General features: G+C 63.7%; 18 protein-coding genes. 8 read left to right on the forward strand and 10 right to left on the reverse strand.

Translation table 11 applies throughout. From position 1 onward, the window contains the following. Window positions 1–8: 8 nt before the first annotated feature. Window positions 9–1,775: a KinB sensor domain-containing domain gene (locus tag ACNFHO_RS09895; RefSeq protein WP_416766115.1), complete on the forward strand. Its 1,767-nt coding sequence runs from the start codon at window positions 9–11 to the stop codon at window positions 1,773–1,775. A gap of 9 nt (window positions 1,776–1,784) precedes the next feature. Here ACNFHO_RS09895 and ACNFHO_RS09900 read toward each other — a convergent pair whose 3' ends face one another. The 7 genes from ACNFHO_RS09900 to ACNFHO_RS09930 all read right to left on the reverse strand — a co-directional run bounded on the left by ACNFHO_RS09900 (window position 1,785) and on the right by ACNFHO_RS09930 (window position 9,175). Next, window positions 1,785–3,404, reverse strand: coding sequence for an EAL domain-containing protein (locus tag ACNFHO_RS09900; protein WP_416766116.1), 1,620 nt, complete (start codon window positions 3,402–3,404; stop codon window positions 1,785–1,787). Window positions 3,405–3,479: 75 nt separating this feature from the next. After that, window positions 3,480–4,256: an N-acetylmuramoyl-L-alanine amidase gene (locus ACNFHO_RS09905; RefSeq protein ID WP_054893347.1), complete on the reverse strand. Its 777-nt coding sequence runs from the start codon at window positions 4,254–4,256 to the stop codon at window positions 3,480–3,482. A gap of 141 nt (window positions 4,257–4,397) precedes the next feature. After that, the gene (locus tag ACNFHO_RS09910) at window positions 4,398–6,479 is read right to left on the reverse strand and encodes a diguanylate cyclase (protein WP_416766117.1); all 2,082 of its coding nucleotides are present in this window, start codon (window positions 6,477–6,479) and stop codon (window positions 4,398–4,400) included. Window positions 6,480–6,558: 79 nt separating this feature from the next. Beyond that, the gene (locus tag ACNFHO_RS09915; protein ID WP_063542008.1) at window positions 6,559–7,413 is read right to left on the reverse strand and encodes an endonuclease/exonuclease/phosphatase family protein; all 855 of its coding nucleotides are present in this window, start codon (window positions 7,411–7,413) and stop codon (window positions 6,559–6,561) included. An 11-nt stretch (window positions 7,414–7,424) separates the two neighbouring features. Further along, window positions 7,425–8,057, reverse strand: a complete 633-nt coding sequence (gene dsbA, locus ACNFHO_RS09920) for a thiol:disulfide interchange protein DsbA (RefSeq protein WP_054893350.1) — start codon at window positions 8,055–8,057, stop codon at window positions 7,425–7,427. 166 nt (window positions 8,058–8,223) lie between these two features. Then, complete coding sequence (locus ACNFHO_RS09925) at window positions 8,224–8,841, reverse strand: c-type cytochrome (protein ID WP_054893351.1); 618 nt, start codon at window positions 8,839–8,841, stop codon at window positions 8,224–8,226. A gap of 31 nt (window positions 8,842–8,872) precedes the next feature. Next, window positions 8,873–9,175 carry a c-type cytochrome gene (locus ACNFHO_RS09930; RefSeq protein WP_054893352.1) on the reverse strand — a complete coding sequence of 101 codons (303 nt, stop codon included), beginning with the start codon at window positions 9,173–9,175 and terminating at the stop codon, window positions 8,873–8,875. 181 nt (window positions 9,176–9,356) lie between these two features. Here ACNFHO_RS09930 and yihA point away from each other — a divergent pair, with 181 nt between their 5' ends. Next, the gene (gene yihA, locus ACNFHO_RS09935) at window positions 9,357–9,989 is read left to right on the forward strand and encodes a ribosome biogenesis GTP-binding protein YihA/YsxC (RefSeq protein ID WP_054893353.1); all 633 of its coding nucleotides are present in this window, start codon (window positions 9,357–9,359) and stop codon (window positions 9,987–9,989) included. A gap of 359 nt (window positions 9,990–10,348) precedes the next feature. Here yihA and polA read toward each other — a convergent pair whose 3' ends face one another. Next, on the reverse strand, window positions 10,349–13,096 hold the full coding sequence (polA, locus tag ACNFHO_RS09940; protein WP_416766121.1) for a DNA polymerase I: 2,748 nt from the start codon (window positions 13,094–13,096) through the stop codon (window positions 10,349–10,351). Window positions 13,097–13,171: 75 nt separating this feature from the next. Here polA and ACNFHO_RS09945 point away from each other — a divergent pair, with 75 nt between their 5' ends. Further along, the gene (locus tag ACNFHO_RS09945; protein ID WP_063542000.1) at window positions 13,172–13,459 is read left to right on the forward strand and encodes a DUF2782 domain-containing protein; all 288 of its coding nucleotides are present in this window, start codon (window positions 13,172–13,174) and stop codon (window positions 13,457–13,459) included. Between the two features lie 72 nt (window positions 13,460–13,531). Further along, on the forward strand, window positions 13,532–14,482 hold the full coding sequence (locus ACNFHO_RS09950; protein ID WP_054893356.1) for a homoserine kinase: 951 nt from the start codon (window positions 13,532–13,534) through the stop codon (window positions 14,480–14,482). Between the two features lie 143 nt (window positions 14,483–14,625). On the opposite strand, the gene ACNFHO_RS09955 is transcribed toward ACNFHO_RS09950, so the two are convergent. After that, the gene (locus tag ACNFHO_RS09955) at window positions 14,626–15,579 is read right to left on the reverse strand and encodes a zinc ABC transporter substrate-binding protein (protein WP_416766123.1); all 954 of its coding nucleotides are present in this window, start codon (window positions 15,577–15,579) and stop codon (window positions 14,626–14,628) included. 18 nt (window positions 15,580–15,597) lie between these two features. Here ACNFHO_RS09955 and zur point away from each other — a divergent pair, with 18 nt between their 5' ends. The 4 genes from zur to ACNFHO_RS09975 all read left to right on the forward strand — a co-directional run bounded on the left by zur (window position 15,598) and on the right by ACNFHO_RS09975 (window position 18,464). Then, window positions 15,598–16,083 carry a zinc uptake transcriptional repressor Zur gene (gene zur / locus ACNFHO_RS09960; protein ID WP_054893358.1) on the forward strand — a complete coding sequence of 162 codons (486 nt, stop codon included), beginning with the start codon at window positions 15,598–15,600 and terminating at the stop codon, window positions 16,081–16,083. Next, window positions 16,080–16,853, forward strand: coding sequence for a zinc ABC transporter ATP-binding protein ZnuC (gene znuC / locus ACNFHO_RS09965; RefSeq protein ID WP_054893359.1), 774 nt, complete (start codon window positions 16,080–16,082; stop codon window positions 16,851–16,853). The genes zur and znuC overlap by 4 nt, the downstream gene beginning before the upstream one ends. Then, window positions 16,846–17,628: a zinc ABC transporter permease subunit ZnuB gene (znuB, locus tag ACNFHO_RS09970; RefSeq protein ID WP_063541998.1), complete on the forward strand. Its 783-nt coding sequence runs from the start codon at window positions 16,846–16,848 to the stop codon at window positions 17,626–17,628. The genes znuC and znuB overlap by 8 nt, the downstream gene beginning before the upstream one ends. Window positions 17,629–17,756: 128 nt before the next feature. Next, window positions 17,757–18,464 carry a PA5502 family lipoprotein gene (locus ACNFHO_RS09975; RefSeq protein WP_151925427.1) on the forward strand — a complete coding sequence of 236 codons (708 nt, stop codon included), beginning with the start codon at window positions 17,757–17,759 and terminating at the stop codon, window positions 18,462–18,464. 92 nt (window positions 18,465–18,556) lie between these two features. Here ACNFHO_RS09975 and katE read toward each other — a convergent pair whose 3' ends face one another. Beyond that, on the reverse strand, window positions 18,557–20,701 hold the full coding sequence (katE, locus tag ACNFHO_RS09980; protein ID WP_416766127.1) for a catalase HPII: 2,145 nt from the start codon (window positions 20,699–20,701) through the stop codon (window positions 18,557–18,559). Window positions 20,702–20,753 lie beyond the last annotated feature (52 nt).

Raw genomic sequence — 20,753 nt, forward strand, 5'->3', positions numbered from 1 at the left:
AGTGGCCCATGAAGCTGCGCACGCGGCTGTTCCTGAGCATCTCGGCACTGGTGACGGTTGCGTTGCTGGGGTTGCTGCTGGGGCTGATCAGCGTGCTGCAGATGGCAGCGGTGCAGCAAAAGCTGGTGCGTGACACCACCCATACCCTGGAAGTCGGGCTCAAGCTGCGGCAGAACCTGGGCGAGCAGTTGAACCTGATACTCGATCCAGATACCGATCCGAAAAGCTTGGCAAGCCTGCAGGAAAACTTCCAGGCGTTGTTGGTGGCAGGCCTCGAACAGGGCGGTGAACGCACCGGATTCAGCAAGGCCAGCAGCAACTACCAGGCCTTCCTCCAGGCCTATCGCGACAGCACCTCACCGTCGCGCAGCATGGGCGTCGACGACCCTTTGGGCGCCGCGTTCAACCAGGTCCGTACCGACCTGATCGACTCGCACAAGCAGGCGCTGGAGCACATTTCCCGCAGCGAAGAACATGCTCGCGATCATGCCCTGCTGGTCAGTGGTGCATTGGGCCTGATGGGCCTGGCGGTGGTGGTGCTGGGCTTCATCACCGCGCATAACATCGCGCGTCGCTTCGGCCAGCCGATCGAGGCCTTGGCCAAGGCAGCCGACCAGGTTGGCCAAGGCAACTTCGACGTTACCCTACCTGTGACCCAAGCCACCGAACTCAACCAATTGACCCGCCGTTTCGGCCTGATGGCCGACGCCCTGCGCAAGCACCAGGCCACCAATGTCGATGAGCTGCTGGCCGGCCAACAGCGCCTGCAGGCCGTGCTCGACAGCATCGACGATGGCCTGCTGATCATCGATCGCCAAGGTCGCCTGGAACACCTCAACCCCGTGGCCCAACGGCAGTTGGGCTGGAACGCCTCGCGGCTCGGCAGCAATCTGGCCGAAGCCCTGAACCGCCCGGAGCTGGAGCAACAGATGCGCCAGGTGCTGCGCGGCGGCAGCCTGGACCGGCCACCGGATGACCTGAGCATCGAGGTGGACGAAGAGACCCGTCTGCTGACCTTCAGTCTGACACCCGTCAGCCACCCGCAAGGGCCGATTCTCGGCGCGGTGATGGTGTTGCATGACGTGACCGAACAGCGTGCGTTCGAGCGCGTACGCAGCGAGTTCGTCCTGCGTGCCTCCCATGAACTGCGCACCCCGGTCACCGGCATGCATATGGCTTTCGGCCTGCTGCGCGAGCGGGTCTCGTTCCCGCCCGAAGCGCGGGAAAACGATCTGCTCGACACCATCGGCGAAGAAATGCAGCGTCTGACCCAACTGATCAACGACCTGCTCAATTTCTCTCGTTACCAGAGCGGACTGCAGAAACTGGAACTGGCGCCCTGCACACTCGATGACCTGCTGGAGCGTGCCCGGGCACGCTTCGCCGAATCGGCGGCGCACAAGCAGATCGAATTGGTCAGCGAGCTGGAGCCTCCCTTGCCGCACATCCAGGTCGACCTTGCGCAGATCGACCGGGTGCTGGACAACCTGCTGCACAACGCCATCCGCCACACCGCCAGTGGCGGGCACATTCGCCTGCACGCACGGCGGCATGCCGAGCGGGTGATCATCAGCGTCGAGGACGACGGCGAAGGCATTGCCTATGGCCAGCAAGGGCGAATCTTCGAGCCGTTCGTGCAGGTCGGGCGCAAGAAGGGCGGCGCAGGGTTGGGCCTGGCCCTGTGCAAGGAAATCGTGCAACTGCATGGCGGGCGCATGGGCGTGTTCTCTCGGCCGGGGCAGGGGACGCAGTTCTACATGGCCCTGCCGGTGTGAGGCGCCTGTTCAAGGCTCATCATCGATCCGCCGCCCGCCCATCCGTCGTCCGCGCGTGATCAGCTCGGCGAACTGTCGGGCGTTGAGCGGATGGGCGAACAGCCAACCCTGCCCATAGTTGACCCCTTCGCTGTTGAGCAATACGGCCTGGTCCTCGCACTCGATCCCCTCCGCGATCACCCGCAGGTGCAGGTCATGGGCCATGCGGATGATATGCGGGGCGACGCCGCTGCTGGCGGCGTCGTGGCCCAGGGCGTCGATGAACGCCTTGTCGATCTTCAGGCAATCGACCGGCAGGGTCTGCAGGTAGGCCAGGCTGCAGTAGCCAGTGCCGAAATCATCGATCAGTACCTGATGCCCGACCGAGCGCAGCGCCTGCAGGTTGTCGCGGGCCACCACCACATCGATCAGGCCACGCTCGGTCACTTCGAATGCGATCTGCGTTGCGGACACCCGATGCTGGGCCAGCAACCGCGCTGCGACCCGACCGATACGCGGCACCATCACATCGCACGCTGCCAGGTTCACCGAGATGTACAAGTGCCGATTGGCCCGCAACAACTGGCCCAGTTGCTCCAGTACCCGCTGCAGGACGAAGTCGGTGATCGGGCGGATCTGCCCGGTGTTCTCGGCAAGCGGGATGAACAGCTCCGGGCTGGTCAGGCTGCCATCCGGTCGGCGCCAGCGCACCAGTGCTTCGGCGCCGACACAACGGCGGCTGTCCAGTTCGAAGATCGGTTGGTAGAGCACCTGCAGCTCGCCACGGCGCAGCGCCTGCTGCAACTCCGAGCTCATCGAGCGCCGCTGCAGGATCAGTTGCAGCACCAGCCAGCCGATGCAGCAGGCGAGCAGCAGGCTACCGGGGAACAACAACCAGAGCATGCCGTTGAGCTTCAGCGGCAGGCTTGCACGGGGGGCGATGAGGACGAGTTGGTAGTCCGGTGACTTGGTCGGCATCCGGTAGACGAGGCGGTCGCTGAGCTCGATCAGCGCCTTGCGTGACGGTGGCGGCCAGTCCGGCGCAGGTGGCCAGGGCTGGGGAGGGCCCAGCACCGGGATCGCCCGGCTGCCGCGGTCGAGCACTACCAGCAGGCTGCCACCGGGCGGGAGATCGACCACGTCGGTCAGGTGGCCGCGTGAGGTGGACACCAGGAAATGGCCACGCCCCAGCATCAACGCCGCAAGATTTTCGTTCGGCTCGGTGGTGGTGTTCAGCCAGTAACTGTAGGTCGGCCCCTGGATGTCGGGTGAGCGCATGGGCCGCATGACCTGCTCCCCACCCCGGCTGGAGCAGGCGATGTCTCCGTCGACATAGACCGCCTCGTAGACAAAACGGTAGCTCAGGCCCACCTGACGCAGCGCAGACAACATCGCTGCATCACAGCCGCGCATCGGCAGTGTCTGCAACTGGTCGACCCCCTCGCGCAATTGACCGAACACTTGCTCCAGGCGCTCGAGAAAACGCTCGCCGCGGGCATTCATCTGCGCGCTTTCGCTCTGTTTCATCTGCTGCAGGGTGACACCGACACTGGCGGCCAGCAGCAGCGCAGCACTGGCCAACGCGACCAGAGAGGCCAACAGCCAGGGGCGGTAGAAAATTTGGCGCACAGAGGCGATCAGCGAAGACATGCGCGGCATCCAGTTGAATACCAAAGGTATAGCAACTGGATGAGCAGTTGGCGCGGTGCGATGGGCGGTCCTGATTTACCGCATGCTGTTGAGCACCTGCAGTATTGCCGCGGTCTGCGCATCGGGCATGCCGTCGAAGCGCTGCGCGCGGAAATGCATCTGGAAAGCGGCGATCACATGGCGGGTCGAGACATCCAGCTCGCCAGTCTGCTCGATGGCATAGCCGAAGCGGGCCAGTTGTTGCTGATACCAGAGCGGGCTCGGTGGATTGGCCTCGAAATACACCTGCTGGCGCGCCACGGAGGCAGCGTTCGGCCAGATCCCCAGGCCTGCGTCAGCCAGGCGCTTCCAGGGGAACAGCGGCCCCGGGTCGAGCTTGCGCAAAGGTGCGATGTCGCTATGGCCAATGATGTTGCGCGGCTGGATGTTGTAGCGCTGGACGATATCCTTGACCAAGGCGATCACCGCCTCGATCTGTGCTTCGCTGTAGGGGTGCCAGACACGTCCGCTGGGGGTATCGGTATAGCCGGGATTGACGATCTCGATACCGATTGAGCTCGAGTTGAGCCAGGTGCGGCCCTGCCACTGACTGTCGCCGGCATGCCAGGAGCGGCGGCTTTCATCCACCAGCTGGTAGACCGTGGCATTGCCGTCGCCAACCAGGTAATGGCTGCTGACCTCGCCATGGGTCAGCAGCGCCAGCGAGCGCTCCAGCGAAGCGTTGGTGTAGTGCAGGACGACGAACTGGATGCGGCTGTCCTGGTTCGCCGAGGTGTGGCTGCGGTCGATGCGCAGACCGCTGGAGCAGCCGGCGAGCAGGATGAGGAGAAGGGCAGTAGCGAACGTTTTCATCGGATGGAGGCACGTCATGTGTCGGTATAAGCGCTACAGTATAACGTGCTATCGCCGATTACCCATTCCCAACGATGCCCGCTCAGCGGACTGAGCGCACGACCCGTGTCGAAAGCAACAGGGCTGGCGTAGCGGTACTCGTTACCCTTGCTCGACGCGATTGCGCCCCTGGTCCTTGGCGCGGTACAGCGCTTCGTCCGCACGCTTGAGCACCTGGTCGCCACGCTCGCCGGAGCGGAAGGCGCTGACGCCGATGGACGTGGTGATCACCACGCGCTCGCCCTTGAAGTGAAACGGGCAGGCCTCGATCGCCGCACGCAGCGCTTCGGCGACCTGCAGCGCTGTGGGGGGAGATGTCTGGGGGAGCAGCAGGACGAACTCCTCGCCACCAAAGCGGGCGATGAAGTCGCGCCCGCGCAAGCGCTTGCGCAACTGGTCGGCAACGATCTTCAGCACCTTGTCGCCAGCCAGGTGGCCATAGCCGTCGTTGATGCGTTTGAAATGATCGAGGTCGAGGATGGCCATGGCCAGGTGGCCGCCATTCTCCTGCCAGTCGGCAAGCTCGCGCTCGACCCGCTCGCTCCAGGCGGCGCGATTGGGCAGCCCGGTCAGCGGATCGACCAGTGCTTTCTGCCGCTGCTCTTCCAGGTGCTCACGGTAGCCAAGCGCCTCCTGCTCCATGCTCGCCACTCGCTCGGCCAGGCCTTGCAGGCGTCCGGCCAGTTCCTGCTCACGGCGATCGCGTTCGTGCTGGTGGTCATCCATGGTGACCAGCAGGCCCTCGAGCCGGTGGTCCAGCAGGTGCTTGAGGCTGTCGATGTCCACTGCGCCCTGGACGCTGGTTTGCAGGCCATCGACCTGTTCACGCAGCTGACTGTCCAACTCGCGAGCGGCAGTGCTGTTGTCGGCGTGGCCCTCGCTGGCCTCCTGCAGGTGGCTCTGGAAGGTCTCCAGGCGCTCGTTGATCTGCTGCAGGTAGGCTTCGAACTCATGCTGGCCGCTGTCGTTGATTGCCAGCATCAACACCGCCAGGTCGTCCAGTACCGGGATCAGCTCGTACCAGTTCAGCCCGCGCGCCACCCGCTCGCGCATTTCCAGGGCCTGGGCCTTGTGGCGCTCCGGCAGGCTCAGGTCGTCGAGCAGGCCGATCAGGGTTTCTTCGATGTGAGCGGCAACCTGGCTGTAGGGCGGCTCGACGGCATCAGGCAGGGCGTAAGGGCCGTCTTCACCGACTGGTTGTTCTTCCGGGGGCTCGATGGCGGGGGCTTCGTCCGCTGGCGTGCTGTCGGCGGCGGTCTCCGGCTCGACAGGCTCGGACTCGGCGGGAGGAGCGACTGGCTCGGCTTCGACAATGCTCGCCGGCTCGCGGGCGTCGTCAACTGGCTCCACCGTCTCGGCTGCACCGGCCAATTGCGCAACCGGCGCCGGGGCCTCGGGGGCGGGCTCGACAGAGCGGGGCGCCGCAGGCAGAGGCTCCAGTTCATCAGCATCGATCGTGCTGTGTGCCGCAGAGGCTGGGCTCGAGGCTGGGGCTGGGGCTGGGGCTGGGGCTGGGGCTGGGGCTGGGGCTGGGGATCGTGGCTCAGGTTCGCGCGCAGGCAACGGTTCGCCCGTTGGCTCGACGGCCTGGCTCTGTGACGTTGCGCGCGAGGGTGCCGGTTCGTGCTCCGGCTCCGGCGCTTCGGCCTGAGCACCCTCTTCGCGACCGCCAAACAAGCGTTGCAGGAAGCCTGGCCGGGCCTCTTCGGTCGCCTTGCGCAGCGACGACAGCGCGCGCCCCTGCAGACCGCTGAGCTCGCCAAGCAGCGGCGGCAACTCACGCGACTGGCTGACACCGCCGTCGAGCTTCTTGGCCAACTTCTTGAGCGGACGGGAAACGTCGCCGGGCAGCTCAAGCCCCTGCAACTGGGAAACCAGCGAGGTCAGCGCATCGCTGACCTGGTTCATCCGCGTTTCGCGACGCTGCTCCGACTCGAGCACGGCCTTTTCCAGTCGTGGGATAAGCCCGGCGAGCCCCGCGTCCATGCTGTCGCTGCGGATGACCTCGCGCATCTCCTTCATGCACTGGTCGACGACCTTGTCGCTACCCTCGGCGGCCAGCGTGCTGCGGACCAGGCCACGGCGCAGCAGGTCGAGGCGAGCTTCCCAGCGACGCTCGAGCTTTTCCTGCCGTTCGATGCTTTTCAGATACTTTTCTTTCCAGCGCTCGGCTTCGTCGGTCATGCCTGGATCCGCAACGGTAATAGCATCAGAGGGTATGTGAATACTGGATTTCGGCGCGAAGCGCGAACTCTTGAGTGTGTCAGCGCACGACCGGCAGGGTATCCACAGTCAAGGCATCCGGCAATCGGATCTCGACCGCCACAGGCAGGTGGTCGGAAATCGGCTGCGACAGCACCTCGACTCGTTCAAGCGTCAGGCTCGGGCTGAGCAGGATGTGATCCAGGCAGCGTTGCGGGCGCCAGCTGGGGAAGGTCGCCTCGACCTGTGGGGCGATCAGTCCGAGGTCGCGCAAGGGCGAGCGCTCGAGCAGGTCGTTGGCGTGGGTGTTCATGTCGCCCATGAGGATCTGATGGCGGTAGCCGCCGATCAGCTCACGGATATACCCCAGTTGCAGGGCACGGGTCTTGGCGCCGAGCGCCAGATGCATCATCACCACGATCAGCGCGTCCTCGCCTTCGCCGAAACGCACCAGGATCGCCCCACGACCGGCCGGACCGGGCAGGGGATGGTCTTCAAGGTGCTGGGGCTTGAGCCGGCTGAGCACGCCGTTGCTGTGCTGGGCGAAACGCCCGAGATTGCGGTTGAGCTGCTGATACCAGTAGGGGAAGGCACCGAGCTGGGCCAAGTGCTCGACCTGGTTGACGTAGCCCGAACGCAGGCTGCCGCCGTCGGCTTCCTGCAGGGCAACCAGGTCGAAATCAGCGAGCAGGTCGCCGATCTTCTGCAGGTTGCCGGCCCGCCCGGTATGCGGCAGCAGGTGCTGCCAGCTGCGGGTCAGGTAGTGGCGGTAGCGCTCGGTGCTGATACCGACCTGGATATTGAAGCTGAGCAGCCGCAGGCGACCATCCTCGGGCAGGCCTGGGGCCTGCAGATGATGTTCGTTGACCCGCGGCTGGTGCAGGCCAACACTTCGCGTGGTACGCAAGCGGGCCATGGCTGCGCCGCTTACTTAGCGGCGCGCTCCTTGGCGATCAGTTGGTCGGCAACGTTCAGGACGCCTTCCGGCCCGCCAGCGGTACCCAGGTCGAAGCGATACTTGCCGTTGACCACCATGCTCGGCACGCCGGTGATTTCGTACTTCTTCGCCAGTTCCTTGGCCTGGTTGACCTGGCCCTTGATGGCGAACGAGTTGAAGGTAGCGAGGAACTTGTCCTTGTCCACGCCTTGGGTAGCGAGGAATTCAGCCATGTCGTTCGGGTCGGTCAGACGCTTGCGCTGGTTCTGGATGGCGTCGAAGACCGCGGCGTGAACCTTGTGCTCGACGCCCATGGCTTCGAGGGTCAGGAACATCTGGCCGTGGGCATCCCAAGGGCCGCCGAACATGGCCGGGACGCGCTTGAAGTTGACGTCGGCCGGCAGCTTGTCGATCCAGGGATTGATGGTGGGTTCGAAGTGGTAGCAGTGCGGGCAGCCGTACCAGAACAGCTCGACGACTTCGATCTTGCCTGGCTGCGAGACCGGGACCGGGTTGCTCAGCTCGATATATTCCTTGCCCGCCACAGGCTCGGCGGCCTGCACCGCGGCCATACCGAATACGCTGGCGGCGACCAGCGCAGCGCTGAGAATCAGTTTACGCATGCTTTACTCCTGAGCAATCAATGGTCGCCTCGACACGACCTATGCTGTGACAGGCCATGAAGGGCTCGAGTTCTGTAGTGTAACGGCTGGGACCATAAAAAAGGGCGGCCTACGCCACCCTTTTCATGTTTAGCGATGTTGCATTAACCGAGTGTTAACGCTCGTCTCAATGCAGCCCCTGGATATAGCTGGCCAACGCCTCGATATCCTTGTTGCTCAGCTTGCCGGCGATGGTGCGCATGGTCATGGCATCGCCATCGTTGGTGCGATTACCTTCACGGAAGTCGGTGAGCTGCTTGCTGACATACTGCGAGTGCTGGCCGCTCAGGTGAGGGAAGCCGGCAAGGGCGATGCCTGCGCCGTTAGGGGAGTGGCAACCGGTGCAGGCGGGCATGCCTTTCTCCAGGTCACCGCCGTTGAACAGCGCACGTCCACGCTCGACCAGCTTGGGATCTGCCGCGCCGACACTGCCTTTCTGGCTGGCGAAGTAAGCGGCGATATCGGCCAGGTCCTGGTCATTGAAGGCGGCCAGCATGCCGGTCATTTCCAGCACCGTGCGCTTGCCCGACTTGATGTCGTGCAATTGCTTCTCAAGGTAGCGCTGGCCCTGGCCGGCCAGTTTCGGGAAGTTCGGCGCCAGGCTGTTGCCGTCAGGGTTATGGCAGGCACCACAGACCGCAGTCTTCGCCTGGCCGGCAGCGGCATCGCCTTTGATGGGGTCGGCAGCAGTGGCCGCACCTGCGACACCCATGGTCAACAGCAGACTCACGAATAGTTTGTTCATCAGCTAATCCAACACGGCTAAGGGTGAAATGTTATGTATCGGGACTGCCACTCATCCAAAGGATGACCAATCGGTAGTCCTCGGCACTGCAGTCCATGCACAATCCACGCGGCGGCATAGCCTTGAAACCCTGGGTAACATGCGCCACCAGTACATCCACACCTCGCGCCAGCCTCGGTTCCCAGGCCGCCGCATCGCCCTTCCTGGGGGCCTGTGGCAGCTGACCGGCGTGACAGGCCGCACATGTGCGGTTGTACAACGCCTCGGGATCCTGTGTAGCCTGTGCGCTGAAAAACGGCTGGAACATACCGACCGCCAGCAGCCATTTCGCCATGCGGAACGACCTGACAGGGTTGGGGGCCGCGCTGCGTTCTGATGCGCGAGCTAGTGATCGACACCCCATGCTCGTCCTCCTTCGCTGGGAGAATGAGCACACAAAAACTGGGGCATTATATACTTCCGCCCTCCAAACGGAAACGCGGCCTGGATCAGGCAACACCCACATCGGATATCCCATGCAAGTCAAGAACCCCATCCTCGGCCTCTGCCAGAAAGCCAAATTCGCCCTCAGCGCTGCCAAGGTCGAACAATGCCCGGAAGACCAGGGCTACGAGGTGGCTTTCGCCGGCCGCTCCAACGCCGGTAAGTCCAGCGCCCTCAATACCCTGACCCATGCCAGCCTGGCGCGTACCTCCAAGACCCCGGGGCGCACCCAGCTGTTGAATTTCTTCAGTCTGGACGATGAACGGCGTTTGGTCGACCTGCCAGGTTACGGTTATGCGAAAGTGCCGATTCCGCTCAAGCAGCACTGGCAGAAACACCTGGAGGCCTACCTGGGCGGGCGCGAATGCCTGCGCGGCGTGATCCTGCTGATGGACGTGCGCCACCCGATGACCGACTTCGACAAGATGATGCTCGACTGGGCCAAGGCCAGCGGCATGCCCATGCACATCCTGCTGACCAAGGCCGACAAGCTCACTCACGGCGCAGGCAAGAACACCCTGCTCAAGGTGCAGTCGGAAATTCGCAAGGGCTGGGGCGACGCGGCGTCCATCCAGCTGTTTTCGGCACCCAAGCGCCAGGGGCTGGAAGAGGCCTATCGGGTCTTGGCGGACTGGATGGAGCTGGAAGACAAGCCGGTGGCTTGAAGATCCACCTGCACGCTGTGGCGGCGGGCTGATCCGCTGCCGCAGGCTTCTCCAGCAGCCATGAGGCAAATTCCGGGCAAAAAAAACCCCGGACTTCATATGGGGAGGGGGAAGTTCGGGGTCCAAGTCCGGACCGCTAGGGCGGGGTCCAGATATCTGCCAACACTTAACACAACATAGGAGCATCGAAAGGCTTCACCAGCCATTCAGTTACTCTGAGTTCCGGTTCACCGGTTTAGTTCCGAAGCCTTGAAAACTATTTGCGATAGTTTCATGAAACTTCAGAACCGGGGGCGAGGAGCCCACCCTGCGGATCCGCGACACTACGCCACAGATCCTACTCCTCTTCGCCACGCCGTTTAGTGAGCTTCGTCCCAATTCGAACCAACGCCGACCTCGACCAGCAGCGGCACATCGAGCTGCGTGGCGTTGCTCATGTAGGGGCGAATTTCGGCCTTCACCTGCTCGACCAGGTCTTCACGCACCTCCAGCACCAGTTCGTCGTGCACCTGCAGGATCACCCGTGCATCCAGGCCACTGTCGTTCAGCCAGTTGTCTACCGCGACCATGGCGCGCTTGACGATATCGGCCGCGGTGCCCTGCATCGGCGCGTTGATCGCGGTGCGTTCGGCGCCTTTGCGCAGGGCCGGGTTCTTCGCATTGATGTCCGGCAGATACAGGCGCCGCCCGAACAGCGTCTCGACGAAGCCTTGCTCGGCGGCCTGGGTGCGAGTGCGCTCCATGTAGGCCAGCACGCCGGGATAGCGGGCAAAGTAACGGTCGATGTAGTCCTGCGACTGCTTGCGGTCGACGCCGATCTGCTTGGCCAGACCGAAGGCGCTCATGCCGTAGATCAAGCCGAAGTTGATGGCCTTGGCGCTGCGGCGCTGGTCATTGGTGACGGCCTCCAGCGCCACGCCGAATACCTCCGCGGCCGTTGCGCGGTGCACATCGAGGTCATTGCGGAAGGCATGCAGCAGGCCTTCATCCTTGGCCAGGTGGGCCATGATGCGCAGCTCGATCTGCGAGTAGTCCGCGGCCAGCAGCTTGTAGCCGGGGCTGGCGACGAAGGCCTGGCGGATGCGTCGGCCTTCGGGAGTGCGTACCGGAATGTTCTGCAGGTTCGGGTCGCTGGACGACAAGCGCCCGGTGGCGGCCACCGCCTGCTGGTAGGAGGTGTGGATACGCCCGGTACGCGGGTTGATCTGCTCCGGCAGCTTGTCGGTGTAGGTACTCTTGAGCTTGCTGAGCGAGCGGTATTCCATCAGCACCGTTGGCAGCGGATAGCCTTCGGCGGCCAGGTCTGCTAGCACGGCTTCGGCCGTGGAAGCCTGGCCCTTGGCGGTCTTGCTCAATACCGGCATGCCCAGCTTGTCATAGAGGATCACCCCCAGCTGCTTGGGTGAGCCCAGATTGAACTCCTCGCCCGCCAGCTCGAACGCCCGACGTTCGAGCTCGGCCATCTTCACGCCCAGCTCACCGCTCTGCACCTTGAGCAGCGCAGCGTCGACCAGCGCGCCCTGGCGCTCGATCCTGGCCAGCACCGGCACCAGCGGCATCTCGATATCCATCAGCACCGGCTGCACGCTGGGGGTTTTCGCCAGGCGTGCCTGCAGTGCGTGGTGCAGGCGCAGGGTGATATCGGCATCTTCGGCGGCGTACGGGCCAGCCTTGTCCAGATGGATCTGGTTGAAGGTCAGCTGTTTGGCGCCCTTGCCAGCAATATCCTCGAACGCAATGGTGCTGTGGTCGAGGTATTTCTGCGCAAGGCTGTCCATGTCGTGACGCGTAGCAGTAGAGTCGAGCACATAGGACTCGAGCATGGTGTCATAGGCCACGCCGCGCATCTGGATCGGCAGCGAAGCGTTGGCCAGGATATTGATGTCGTACTTGGCGTTCTGCCCGACCTTGGCCTTGGCCGGGTCTTCCAGCAGCGGCTTGAGCGCCGTTAGCACCGCGTCGCGGTCCAGCTGCGTCGGAGCACCTTCGTAGTCATGGGCCAGCGGTACATAGGCCGCTTCATGGGGCTCGACCGCGAACGACAGGCCGACCAGCTCCGCACGCTGGGCATCCAGGCCGGTGGTCTCGGTGTCGAAGGCGAACAGCGGCGCCTGGCGCAGCTTCTCGAGCCAGACATCGAAGCGCGCCTGGTCGAGGATGGTTTCGTATTTCGCCTCGACCTGGGCCGCAGGCTCCTCGACCGGAGCAATGGTGTCACCCTCCCGGGCGGCGTCGCGCTGTACCTCGGCGATCCAGCTCTTGAACTCCATTTCGGTGTACAGCGCCAGCAATGCTTCGCGGTCCGGCTCGCCGCATACCAGGGCATCGACTTGGACATCCAGCTCGACATCGACCTTGATGGTCGCCAGCTCATACGACAGAAACGCCGCGTCGCGGTGCTCCTCGAGCTTGGCCGGCAGGGTCTTGGCGCCGCGAATGGCCAGGCCCGGAACCTTGTCGAGGTTCTGGTACAGGTCACGCAGACCGCCACCGATACCGGTCAACAGGCCCACTGCGGTCTTCTCGCCGACCCCCGGAACACCGGGGATGTTGTCGACCTTGTCACCCATCAGAGCCAGGAAGTCGATGATGTGCTCAGGGCCCACGCCGAACTTCTCGTGCACGCCTGCCACGTCGAGCACCGTGCCGGTCATGGTGTTGACCAGGGTGATGTGGCCGTCTACCAGTTGCGCCATGTCCTTGTCGCCGGTCGAGATGATGACCGGACGCCCGGCTGCCGCACTGCTGCGGGCCAGGGTACCGATCACGTCGTCGGCCTCGACACCCTCGACGCACAGCAGCGGGTAGCCCAGGGCCTTGACGCTGGCGTGCAACGGTTCGACCTGCACACGCAGATCGTCGGGCATGCTCGGGCGGTTGGCCTTGTACTCGGCGAACATGGCATCGCGGAAAGTGCCGCCCTTGGCGTCGAAGACCACCGCGAACAGGCTGTCCGGGTACTGCTTGCGCAGGCTCTTGAGCATGTTCAGCACGCCCTTGACCGCACCGGTGGGCATGCCTTTGGAGGTGGTCAGCGGCGGCAGGGCGTGAAAGGCGCGGTAGAGGTAGGACGAACCGTCCACCAGGACGAGAGGCGCTTGGCTCATGAGGAGAATCAACCTTTTCGACGGGTCCGGAGCTAGAATAGCCGGATCAGTGACGACAAAAGGACTTAGGTTATCATGCGTACACCCATTCGCCTGTTACTGCTCAGCCTGCTGGCCACCATGCCGGTCGTTACGCTGGCGGCGGACGACGCCCCATCGGCAGATCCCGATGTGACCATTCGCACGGAAGGCGACAGAACCATCCAGGAGTACCGTCAGAACGGTTTCCTGTATGCGATCAAGATCACGCCGAAAAACGGCAAGCCTTATTTCCTGGTACGCGCCGATGGCTCCGATGGCAATTTCATTCGATCCGACCAGCCGGACATGCTGATTCCGTCCTGGAAAATCTTCGAATGGTAAGCTAGTAACGCGTATCGTTCTTATCAACCAGGCACCTCCTCCAGGTGGTGCCCGTATGGGCAACTTTTCAACATGTCAGTCTTCACCCCTGTGTCCCGGCCTGAGCTGGAAACCTTTCTGGCGCCGTACGAGCTGGGCCGTCTGCTCGACTTCCAGGGCATTGCCGCCGGAACCGAAAACAGCAATTTCTTCGTAAGCCTGGAAAAAGGGGAATTCGTCCTGACGCTGATCGAGCGGGGGCCGGCCGAAGACATGCCGTTCTTCATCGAACTGCTCGACGTCCTGCATGACGCCGACATGCCCGTTCCCTACGCTGTGCGCGATCGCGACGGCAAGGGCCTGCGCGAACTGTGCGGCAAGCCGGCACTGCTGCAGCCACGGCTGTCGGGCAAGCACGTCAAGGCGCCGAACAACCAGCACTGCGCCCAGGTTGGCGAGCTGTTGGCGCATATCCACCTGGCGACCCGCGAGCGCATCATCGAGCGCCGCACCGATCGGGGCCTGGACTGGATGCTGGCCTCAGGCGCCGACCTGCTGCCGGGCCTGAGCACCGAACAGGCGCAGCTGCTGCAACCCGCACTGGACGAAATCGCCGCGCACAAGGCGCAGATCCTGGCACTGCCCAGGGCCAACCTGCACGCCGACCTGTTCCGCGACAACGTGATGTTCGAAGGCACCCACCTGACCGGGCTGATCGATTTCTACAACGCCTGCTCCGGGCCGATGCTGTATGACATCGCCATCACCATCAACGACTGGTGCCTGGACGCCGACGGCGGCATCGATCTGCCGCGCGCCCAGGCGCTGCTGGGGGCGTACGCGGCGCTGCGGCCGTTCACTGCGGCCGAGGCAGAGCTGTGGCAGGTGATGCTGCGCGTGGGTTGCGTACGCTTCTGGCTGTCGCGCCTGATCGCGGCGCGGGACTTCGCCGGCATGGACGTGACGATCCATGATCCGAGCGAGTTCGAGGTGCGTTTGGTGCAGCGTCAGCAGGTGGCTTTGAAGTTGCCGTTTGCGCTGTAAGCGCGGCGGCCCTATCGCGGGACAAGTCGCAGCGGCGAACCGCCGCTCCCACAGGCACGGCACTGAACCCAGAATCAACGCCGTACCTGTGGGAGCGACGGTTCGCCGCTGCGACTTGCCCCGCGATAGGGCCGGGTCAGCCGCTAGAGATGCTCCAGGCAACCCACTAGGTCGTTGCCCAGCTTCTCCAGCAAACGCTCGTAGCCCTTGCCATCCACCGGATCGTTCCCACCCAGTGCATCCAGCTCCGCCAAGGTCACCGGCAGCCCGGCCACCAGTGTTTCGGCCAGGCGCGGGCGGATCGGCGGCTCGCTGAACACGCAGGTCGGGCCAACTTCCTGCAGACGCTTGCGCATGGCCGCGACATGCTGGGCACCCGGCTGCACTTCGGCGGCGACGCTGAACACGCCGGTATGACGCAGCCCGTACTCGGCTTCGAAATAGTCGAACGCTTCGTGGAACACGAAGTAAGGCTTGCCGGCAATGCCGGCCACACGGGCCTTGATCCGCTGGTCGAGCGCGTCCAGACGCTCGACGAAGGCCTTCTGGTTGGCCTGATAACGCGCCGCATTGGCCGGATCCGCCGTCGCCAGGTCGCTGGCCATTTTCGCCGAAATCACCCGGGCATTGACCGATGACAGCCACAGGTGCGCATCGAGCGACCCCGGCTGGTGGTCATGGTCGTGATCGTCGTGGTCTTCTTCATGCGAGTGGCTGTCCTCGCCAAAACGACGCAGCTTCATGTCCGCCAGCGTCTGCACGGCGATGGTCGGCTTGCTGCGGTTTTTCAGCACGCGCGGCAGGAAGCTCTCCATGTCCGGGCCAATCCAGTACAGCAGGTCGGCATCGCCCACCTTCCGTACGTCGGACGGGCGCAAGGCGTAGTTGTGCGGCGAGGCGCCGGGCGGCAGCAGCACTTCGGGGCTGCCGACACCGTCCTGAACCGCGGCAGCGATCTGCTGCAGGGGCTTGATGCTGGTCAGCACACGCACGTCGGCCTGGGCCGAGAAGGTGATGAAAGCGACAAAGAGAGCAAGGAATCGGGACACAGTGGATACTCGGCTCGTCAGAAACAGGTAACATAATAACGTCTCCATCGATAACCGTCGCCGCCCATGTCAATCACGCCGCTGGCTCACCGTCCCCACGATCATTCCCATTGCGTCCACAGCGCCTTGGCCGAAGCCGACGCCCTGTGCGTCCGCCAGGGTCTGCGCCTGACCGCGCTGCGCCGCCGTGTGCTGGAGCTGGTGTGGCAAAGCCACAAGCCGCTGGGCGCCTACGACATCCTCGCCGTGCTCAGCGAACAGGACGGCCGCCGCGCCGCACCACCGACCGTGTACCGCGCCCTGGACTTCCTGCTCGAAAACGGCCTGGTGCACCGCATCGCCTCGCTCAACGCCTTCATCGGCTGCAGCCACCCTGAACACAAGCACCAAGGCCAGTTCCTGATCTGCCGCGAATGCCACGTGGCCATCGAACTGGAGCAGGAGAGCATCAGCGGCGCCATCGTCGCCAGTGCCAAGGCCGTGGGCTTTGCCGTCGACACCCAGACCGTCGAAGTGGTCGGCCTTTGCAGTAACTGCCGGGGCGCCGCATGAGCGACGCGCTGATCCGCCTGGAGCAGGTCGGCGTCACCTTTGGCGGCGAAGCGGTGCTCGACAGCATCGACCTGTCGGTCGCACCACGCCAGATCGTCACCCTGATCGGCCCCAACGGTGCTGGCAAGACCACGCTGGTGCGCGCCGTGCTCGGTCTGCTCAAGCCGAACAGTGGCAAGGTCTGGCGCAAGCCGCGCCTGCGCATCGGCTACATGCCGCAGAAGATCCAGGTAGACGCCACCCTGCCGCTGTCGGTACTGCGTTTCCTGCGCCTGGTACCGGGCGTGGATCGCGCCGCGGCGTTGTCGGCATTGCAGGAGGTGGGCGCCGAACACGTCATCGACAGCCCGATCCAGACGGTCTCCGGGGGCGAGATGCAACGGGTATTGCTGGCGCGGGCGCTGCTGCGCGAGCCTGAACTGCTGGTGCTCGACGAACCGGTACAGGGCGTCGACGTGGTTGGCCAGACCGAGCTGTACAACCTCATCACCCGCCTGCGCGACCGCCATGGCTGCGGTGTGCTGATGGTCTCCCACGACCTGCACCTGGTGATGAGCGCCACCGACCAGGTGGTCTGTCTGAACCGCCACGTGTGCTGCTCCGGGCACCCGGAGCAGGTCAGCAACGACCCGGCCTTCGTCGAGCTGTTCGGCCAGAACGCTCCAAGCCTTGCGGTCTACCACCACCATCACGATCACAGCCACGATCTGCACGGCGCGGTGATCGCCCCTGGCGCCCATGTTCACGGAGAGCACTGCAAGCATGGCTGATTTTCTTCTGTACGCCTTGCTTGCCGGTCTTTCCCTGGCGCTGGTGGCCGGCCCACTGGGCTCCTTCGTGGTCTGGCGGCGCATGGCCTATTTCGGCGACACCTTGTCCCATGCCGCGCTGCTGGGCGTGGCGCTGGGCTTCGTGCTGGACGTCAGCCCTACGCTCGCGGTAACGGTCGGCTGCCTGCTGCTGGCGATCCTGCTAGTGACCCTGCAACAGCGTCAGCCGCTGGCCTCCGACACCCTGCTCGGCATCCTCGCACCCAGCACCCTGTCGCTTGGACTGGTGGTGCTGAGCTTCATGCACGATGTGCGCATCGACCTGATGGCCTACCTGTTCGGTGATCTGCTGGCGATCAGTACCACCGACCTTTCATGGATTCTCGGCGGCAGCGTGTTGGTGCTGGGCTTGCTCGCGGTGCTCTGGCGCCCGCTGCTGGCAATCACCGTGCACGAGGAGCTGGCGATGGTCGAGGGCCTGCCAGTGGCGGCCCTGCGTATGGCGCTGATGCTGCTGATCGCGGTGGTGATCGCAGTGGCGATGAAGATCGTCGGCGTGCTGCTGATCACCTCGCTGCTGATCATCCCGGCCGCTGCGGCACAGCGTCACGCGCGCTCGCCGGAGCAGATGGCCCTGGGCGCCAGTTTGCTGGGCGTGGCAGCGGTTTGCGGGGGGCTGGCGATGTCCTGGTTCAAGGATACGCCTGCTGGTCCATCGATCGTGGTCTGTGCCGCAGTGCTATTCTTGCTGAGCCTGGCATTGCCCAAGCGCTGAAATTTCAGGGTGCGCATTGACGCACCCTGCAACCTTTGCGCCCGTAAAGGGTCTGTAAGACTTGTTTTCGAGCGTGCGCACCTGGGTGTAGACTTGCTCGCTTTTTGCGCAAATAGAGAGTCGCAGGAATGAAGCCGTTCGCCTCCCGTTATCTGCTTGTTGCCGCGTTTTCCCTGTTACTGGCCGCCTGTTCCAGTGCCCCGGTCGAGCAGCCGGTCGCGCCTGCGCAGCCAGACGCCTGGCAGCAGTTGCAACAGAACATCGCCAGCAACGAGCTGGCCACTGCCGAAGACCAGCTCGCCAGCCTGCAGGCACAGTCGCCGAACGATGCGCGTATCGAGCAATACCAGCGCCAGATCGCCGAAGCCTACCTGCAACGCAGCCAGATCGTCCTGCAGAAAGGCGACGTCAATGCGGCCGCCACTGCGCTGGCGCGCGCCCGTGCACTGATGCCCCAGGCACCCGCGCTGACCGGCGGTGATGCCGTCGCCCATGCTCGCCAGGCCGAGCTGGACAAGGCTGAAGCCGCGCTGAAGGCTGCAGAATCCAAGCCACAGGCACGGGTCATCGACCCGGCGGCACCGAGCACGGTGATTGCACTGAAAACCACGGACATTGCAGCCATGCGCAAGCAACTGGATAACATCGCCGCCGATGTGGTGAATTACCAGTGCGAAGTGGTGTTCCAGGTGCCACGCACACAGGATGCACCGTGGCTCAAGACCCTGCTGCAGAAGCGGGTGAAGCGGATCGATGCGGACTTTGCGCTGAAGCAGAAGCACGAGATCCAGCGGGCATTGCCAGCACAAGTGGTGCTGGTGCCGCATCAGCGCTGAGACAGCGTCGACATCTTCGCGGGTAAACCCGCCCCCACAGATGCGTACATAACCTGTGGGAGCGGGTTTACCCGCGAACAGATGCTACGGCATCAAGCCGGAATCGCTTCTGCAGCCGCCTCCCGTTCCCATACCCGGTGCCCTTCGACCGCCTTTACGAAGGCTTCCACGGTCTTCTGGTCATCCCCAAGCAGCAACCCCTTGTCCTCCTTGAGCCCCAGCGCCCCCAGGAGCGCCTTGCCATCATTGGCCAGAGCGATCGCCTTGAGGTGCTTGTAGCCCTCGAGCAGGAAGTGCTTGGCCACCCCGCTGGCCGCCAGTGCATCCAGCGAGGCCTTGCCAGCGGGCACCAGGATCCCGTCGAACATGACCGAAGGCATGCCTTCCATCGACGCATCCACCGCCAGCGCCTTGCCGCCAGAGGTCTTCACCGGCGCCGAGGTTGGCCCCAGCAGCATGGGACGTGCGCTGTGGGCCTCCAGCGCCTTGACCAGCCTGTCGACGCTTTCGTCATCCACGCCATTGGCCACCAGCAACGCGATCTTGCGCCCCTTGATGCCCACATCGCCGGGATGATTCATTTGGCTCAGGGCCGGCGACGCCTTGAGTTTCGACTCCTTACCCTTGACCGTCCCGCTCTTGGGCGCCGGCAAACCAAGATTCTGCGCGACCGCCGCCGCAAGCTTCAGGTCGATATTGGCCAGAATCTCATTAACCTCTCGCGCACGAATATGCTCGCGCTCGACCTTGCCCAGTTCGAAGCTGTAGGCCTTGATGATGTGCTGTTGTTCGGTGTCGCTCATGCTGTGGAAGAACAGCCGGGCTTGCGAGAAGTGATCGCCGAACGACTCGCTGCGCTGGCGGATCTTGTGCGCGTCGACGCGCTCCTGGTAGCTCTCGAAGCCACCGTCCTGCGGCGCTGCTGGGGTTTCTTTCGGCCAGCCAGCATCGATCGAGTTGGGCTCGTAGGCGGCGCGGCCCTTGTGAATGGTGTGACGGTGCATGGCATCGCGCTGATTGTTGTCATTGCGCGCCACCGGCCGGTTGATCGGGATCTCGTGGAAGTTCGGCCCACCCAGGCGGCTGATCTGAGTGTCGGTGTAAGAGAACAGCCGGCCTTGCAGCAGCGGGTCATTGGTGAAGTCGATGCCCGGCACGATATGCCCCGGGCAAAAGGCGATCTGTTCGATTTCGGCGAAGAAGTTGTCCGGATTGCGGTTGAGCACCATCTTGCCCAGCGGCGTCACCGGCACCAGTTCTTCGGGAATTATCTTGGTCGGGTCGAGCAGGTCGAGGTCGAACTTGTGCTCGTCTTCCTCCGGCACGATCTGCACGCCCAGTTCCCACTCGGGATAGTCACCGGTCTCGATGGCCTCCCACAGATCGCGGCGATGGTAGTCGGTGTCCTTGCCCGCCAGCTTCTGCGCTTCGTCCCACAATACCGAATGCACGCCCTGACGCGGCTTCCAGTGGAACTTGACGAAATTGGCTACGCCCTCGGCGTTGATCAGCCGGAAGGTATGCACACCGAAGCCTTCCATCATCCGCAGGCTACGCGGGATGGCGCGGTCGGACATGGCCCACATCACCATGTGCGCCGACTCGGGCACCAGCGAAACGAAGTCCCAGAACGTATCGTGGGCCGAGCCGCCGGTTGGTATTTCGTTGTGCGGCTCAGGCTTCACCGCGTGAACGAAGTCGGGAAACTTGATCGCATCCTGGATGAAAAACACCGGCATGTTGTTGCCAACCAGGTCAAAGTTGCCTTCATCGGTATAGAACTTGACGGCAAATCCACGGACATCACGCACTGTATCACCTGAGCCACGCGGCCCCTGCACCGTGGAGAAACGCACGAACACCGGGGTGATCTTCTCGGCATCCTGCAGGAAGCCGGCTTTGGTCAGGGCGCTGTGATCGCCATAACTCTGGAAATAACCATGGGCACCGGTACCTCGGGCGTGCACGATGCGCTCCGGGATGCGCTCGTGGTCAAAGTGGGTGATCTTCTCGCGCATGATGAAGTCTTCGAGCAGCGAAGGCCCGCGCGCGCCCGCCTTGAGGGTGTTCTGATTGTCGGCGATACGTACGCCCTGGTTGGTACGCAGCGCCTGGCCGGTAGCGTCGTTACGGTCCTGTTCGAGGCTTTGCAGCTTGGCATTGGTGTTGGCGCGGTCAGGCGTCTGGGTACCGGCCAGTTCGCTCTGCTTGGGCGCATCCGTCCTGTTGCTCGACATCTTGGCTCTCCTCATCAGTCTTCAGGCTGCCCGTTCGGGCTTGTTCAAGTAA

It is taken from the genome of Pseudomonas sp. NY15374, from assembly GCF_048068255.1.
In the GTDB taxonomy this organism is placed as follows: Bacteria; Pseudomonadota; Gammaproteobacteria; order Pseudomonadales; family Pseudomonadaceae; genus Aquipseudomonas; species Aquipseudomonas machongensis.

Bases quoted from the DNA above. Each gene is read 5' to 3' on its own strand.
- katE (WP_416766127.1), bottom strand. From the start codon at position 20,701: ATGTCGAGCAACAGGACGGATGCGCCCAAGCAGAGCGAACTGGCCGGT.
- ACNFHO_RS09900 (WP_416766116.1), bottom strand. From the start codon at position 3,404: ATGTCTTCGCTGATCGCCTCTGTGCGCCAAATTTTCTACCGCCCCTGG.
- znuC (WP_054893359.1), top strand. From the start codon at position 16,080: ATGAGCGACGCGCTGATCCGCCTGGAGCAGGTCGGCGTCACCTTTGGC.
- zur (WP_054893358.1), top strand. From the start codon at position 15,598: ATGTCAATCACGCCGCTGGCTCACCGTCCCCACGATCATTCCCATTGC.
- ACNFHO_RS09915 (WP_063542008.1), bottom strand. From the start codon at position 7,413: ATGGCCCGCTTGCGTACCACGCGAAGTGTTGGCCTGCACCAGCCGCGG.
- ACNFHO_RS09975 (WP_151925427.1), top strand. From the start codon at position 17,757: ATGAAGCCGTTCGCCTCCCGTTATCTGCTTGTTGCCGCGTTTTCCCTG.
- ACNFHO_RS09910 (WP_416766117.1), bottom strand. From the start codon at position 6,479: ATGACCGACGAAGCCGAGCGCTGGAAAGAAAAGTATCTGAAAAGCATC.
- ACNFHO_RS09955 (WP_416766123.1), bottom strand. From the start codon at position 15,579: ATGGAGACGTTATTATGTTACCTGTTTCTGACGAGCCGAGTATCCACT.
- znuB (WP_063541998.1), top strand. From the start codon at position 16,846: ATGGCTGATTTTCTTCTGTACGCCTTGCTTGCCGGTCTTTCCCTGGCG.
- ACNFHO_RS09895 (WP_416766115.1), top strand. From the start codon at position 9: ATGAAGCTGCGCACGCGGCTGTTCCTGAGCATCTCGGCACTGGTGACG.
- ACNFHO_RS09950 (WP_054893356.1), top strand. From the start codon at position 13,532: ATGTCAGTCTTCACCCCTGTGTCCCGGCCTGAGCTGGAAACCTTTCTG.
- dsbA (WP_054893350.1), bottom strand. From the start codon at position 8,057: ATGCGTAAACTGATTCTCAGCGCTGCGCTGGTCGCCGCCAGCGTATTC.
- polA (WP_416766121.1), bottom strand. From the start codon at position 13,096: ATGAGCCAAGCGCCTCTCGTCCTGGTGGACGGTTCGTCCTACCTCTAC.
- ACNFHO_RS09925 (WP_054893351.1), bottom strand. From the start codon at position 8,841: ATGAACAAACTATTCGTGAGTCTGCTGTTGACCATGGGTGTCGCAGGT.
- ACNFHO_RS09930 (WP_054893352.1), bottom strand. From the start codon at position 9,175: ATGGCGAAATGGCTGCTGGCGGTCGGTATGTTCCAGCCGTTTTTCAGC.
- ACNFHO_RS09905 (WP_054893347.1), bottom strand. From the start codon at position 4,256: ATGAAAACGTTCGCTACTGCCCTTCTCCTCATCCTGCTCGCCGGCTGC.
- ACNFHO_RS09945 (WP_063542000.1), top strand. From the start codon at position 13,172: ATGCGTACACCCATTCGCCTGTTACTGCTCAGCCTGCTGGCCACCATG.
- yihA (WP_054893353.1), top strand. From the start codon at position 9,357: ATGCAAGTCAAGAACCCCATCCTCGGCCTCTGCCAGAAAGCCAAATTC.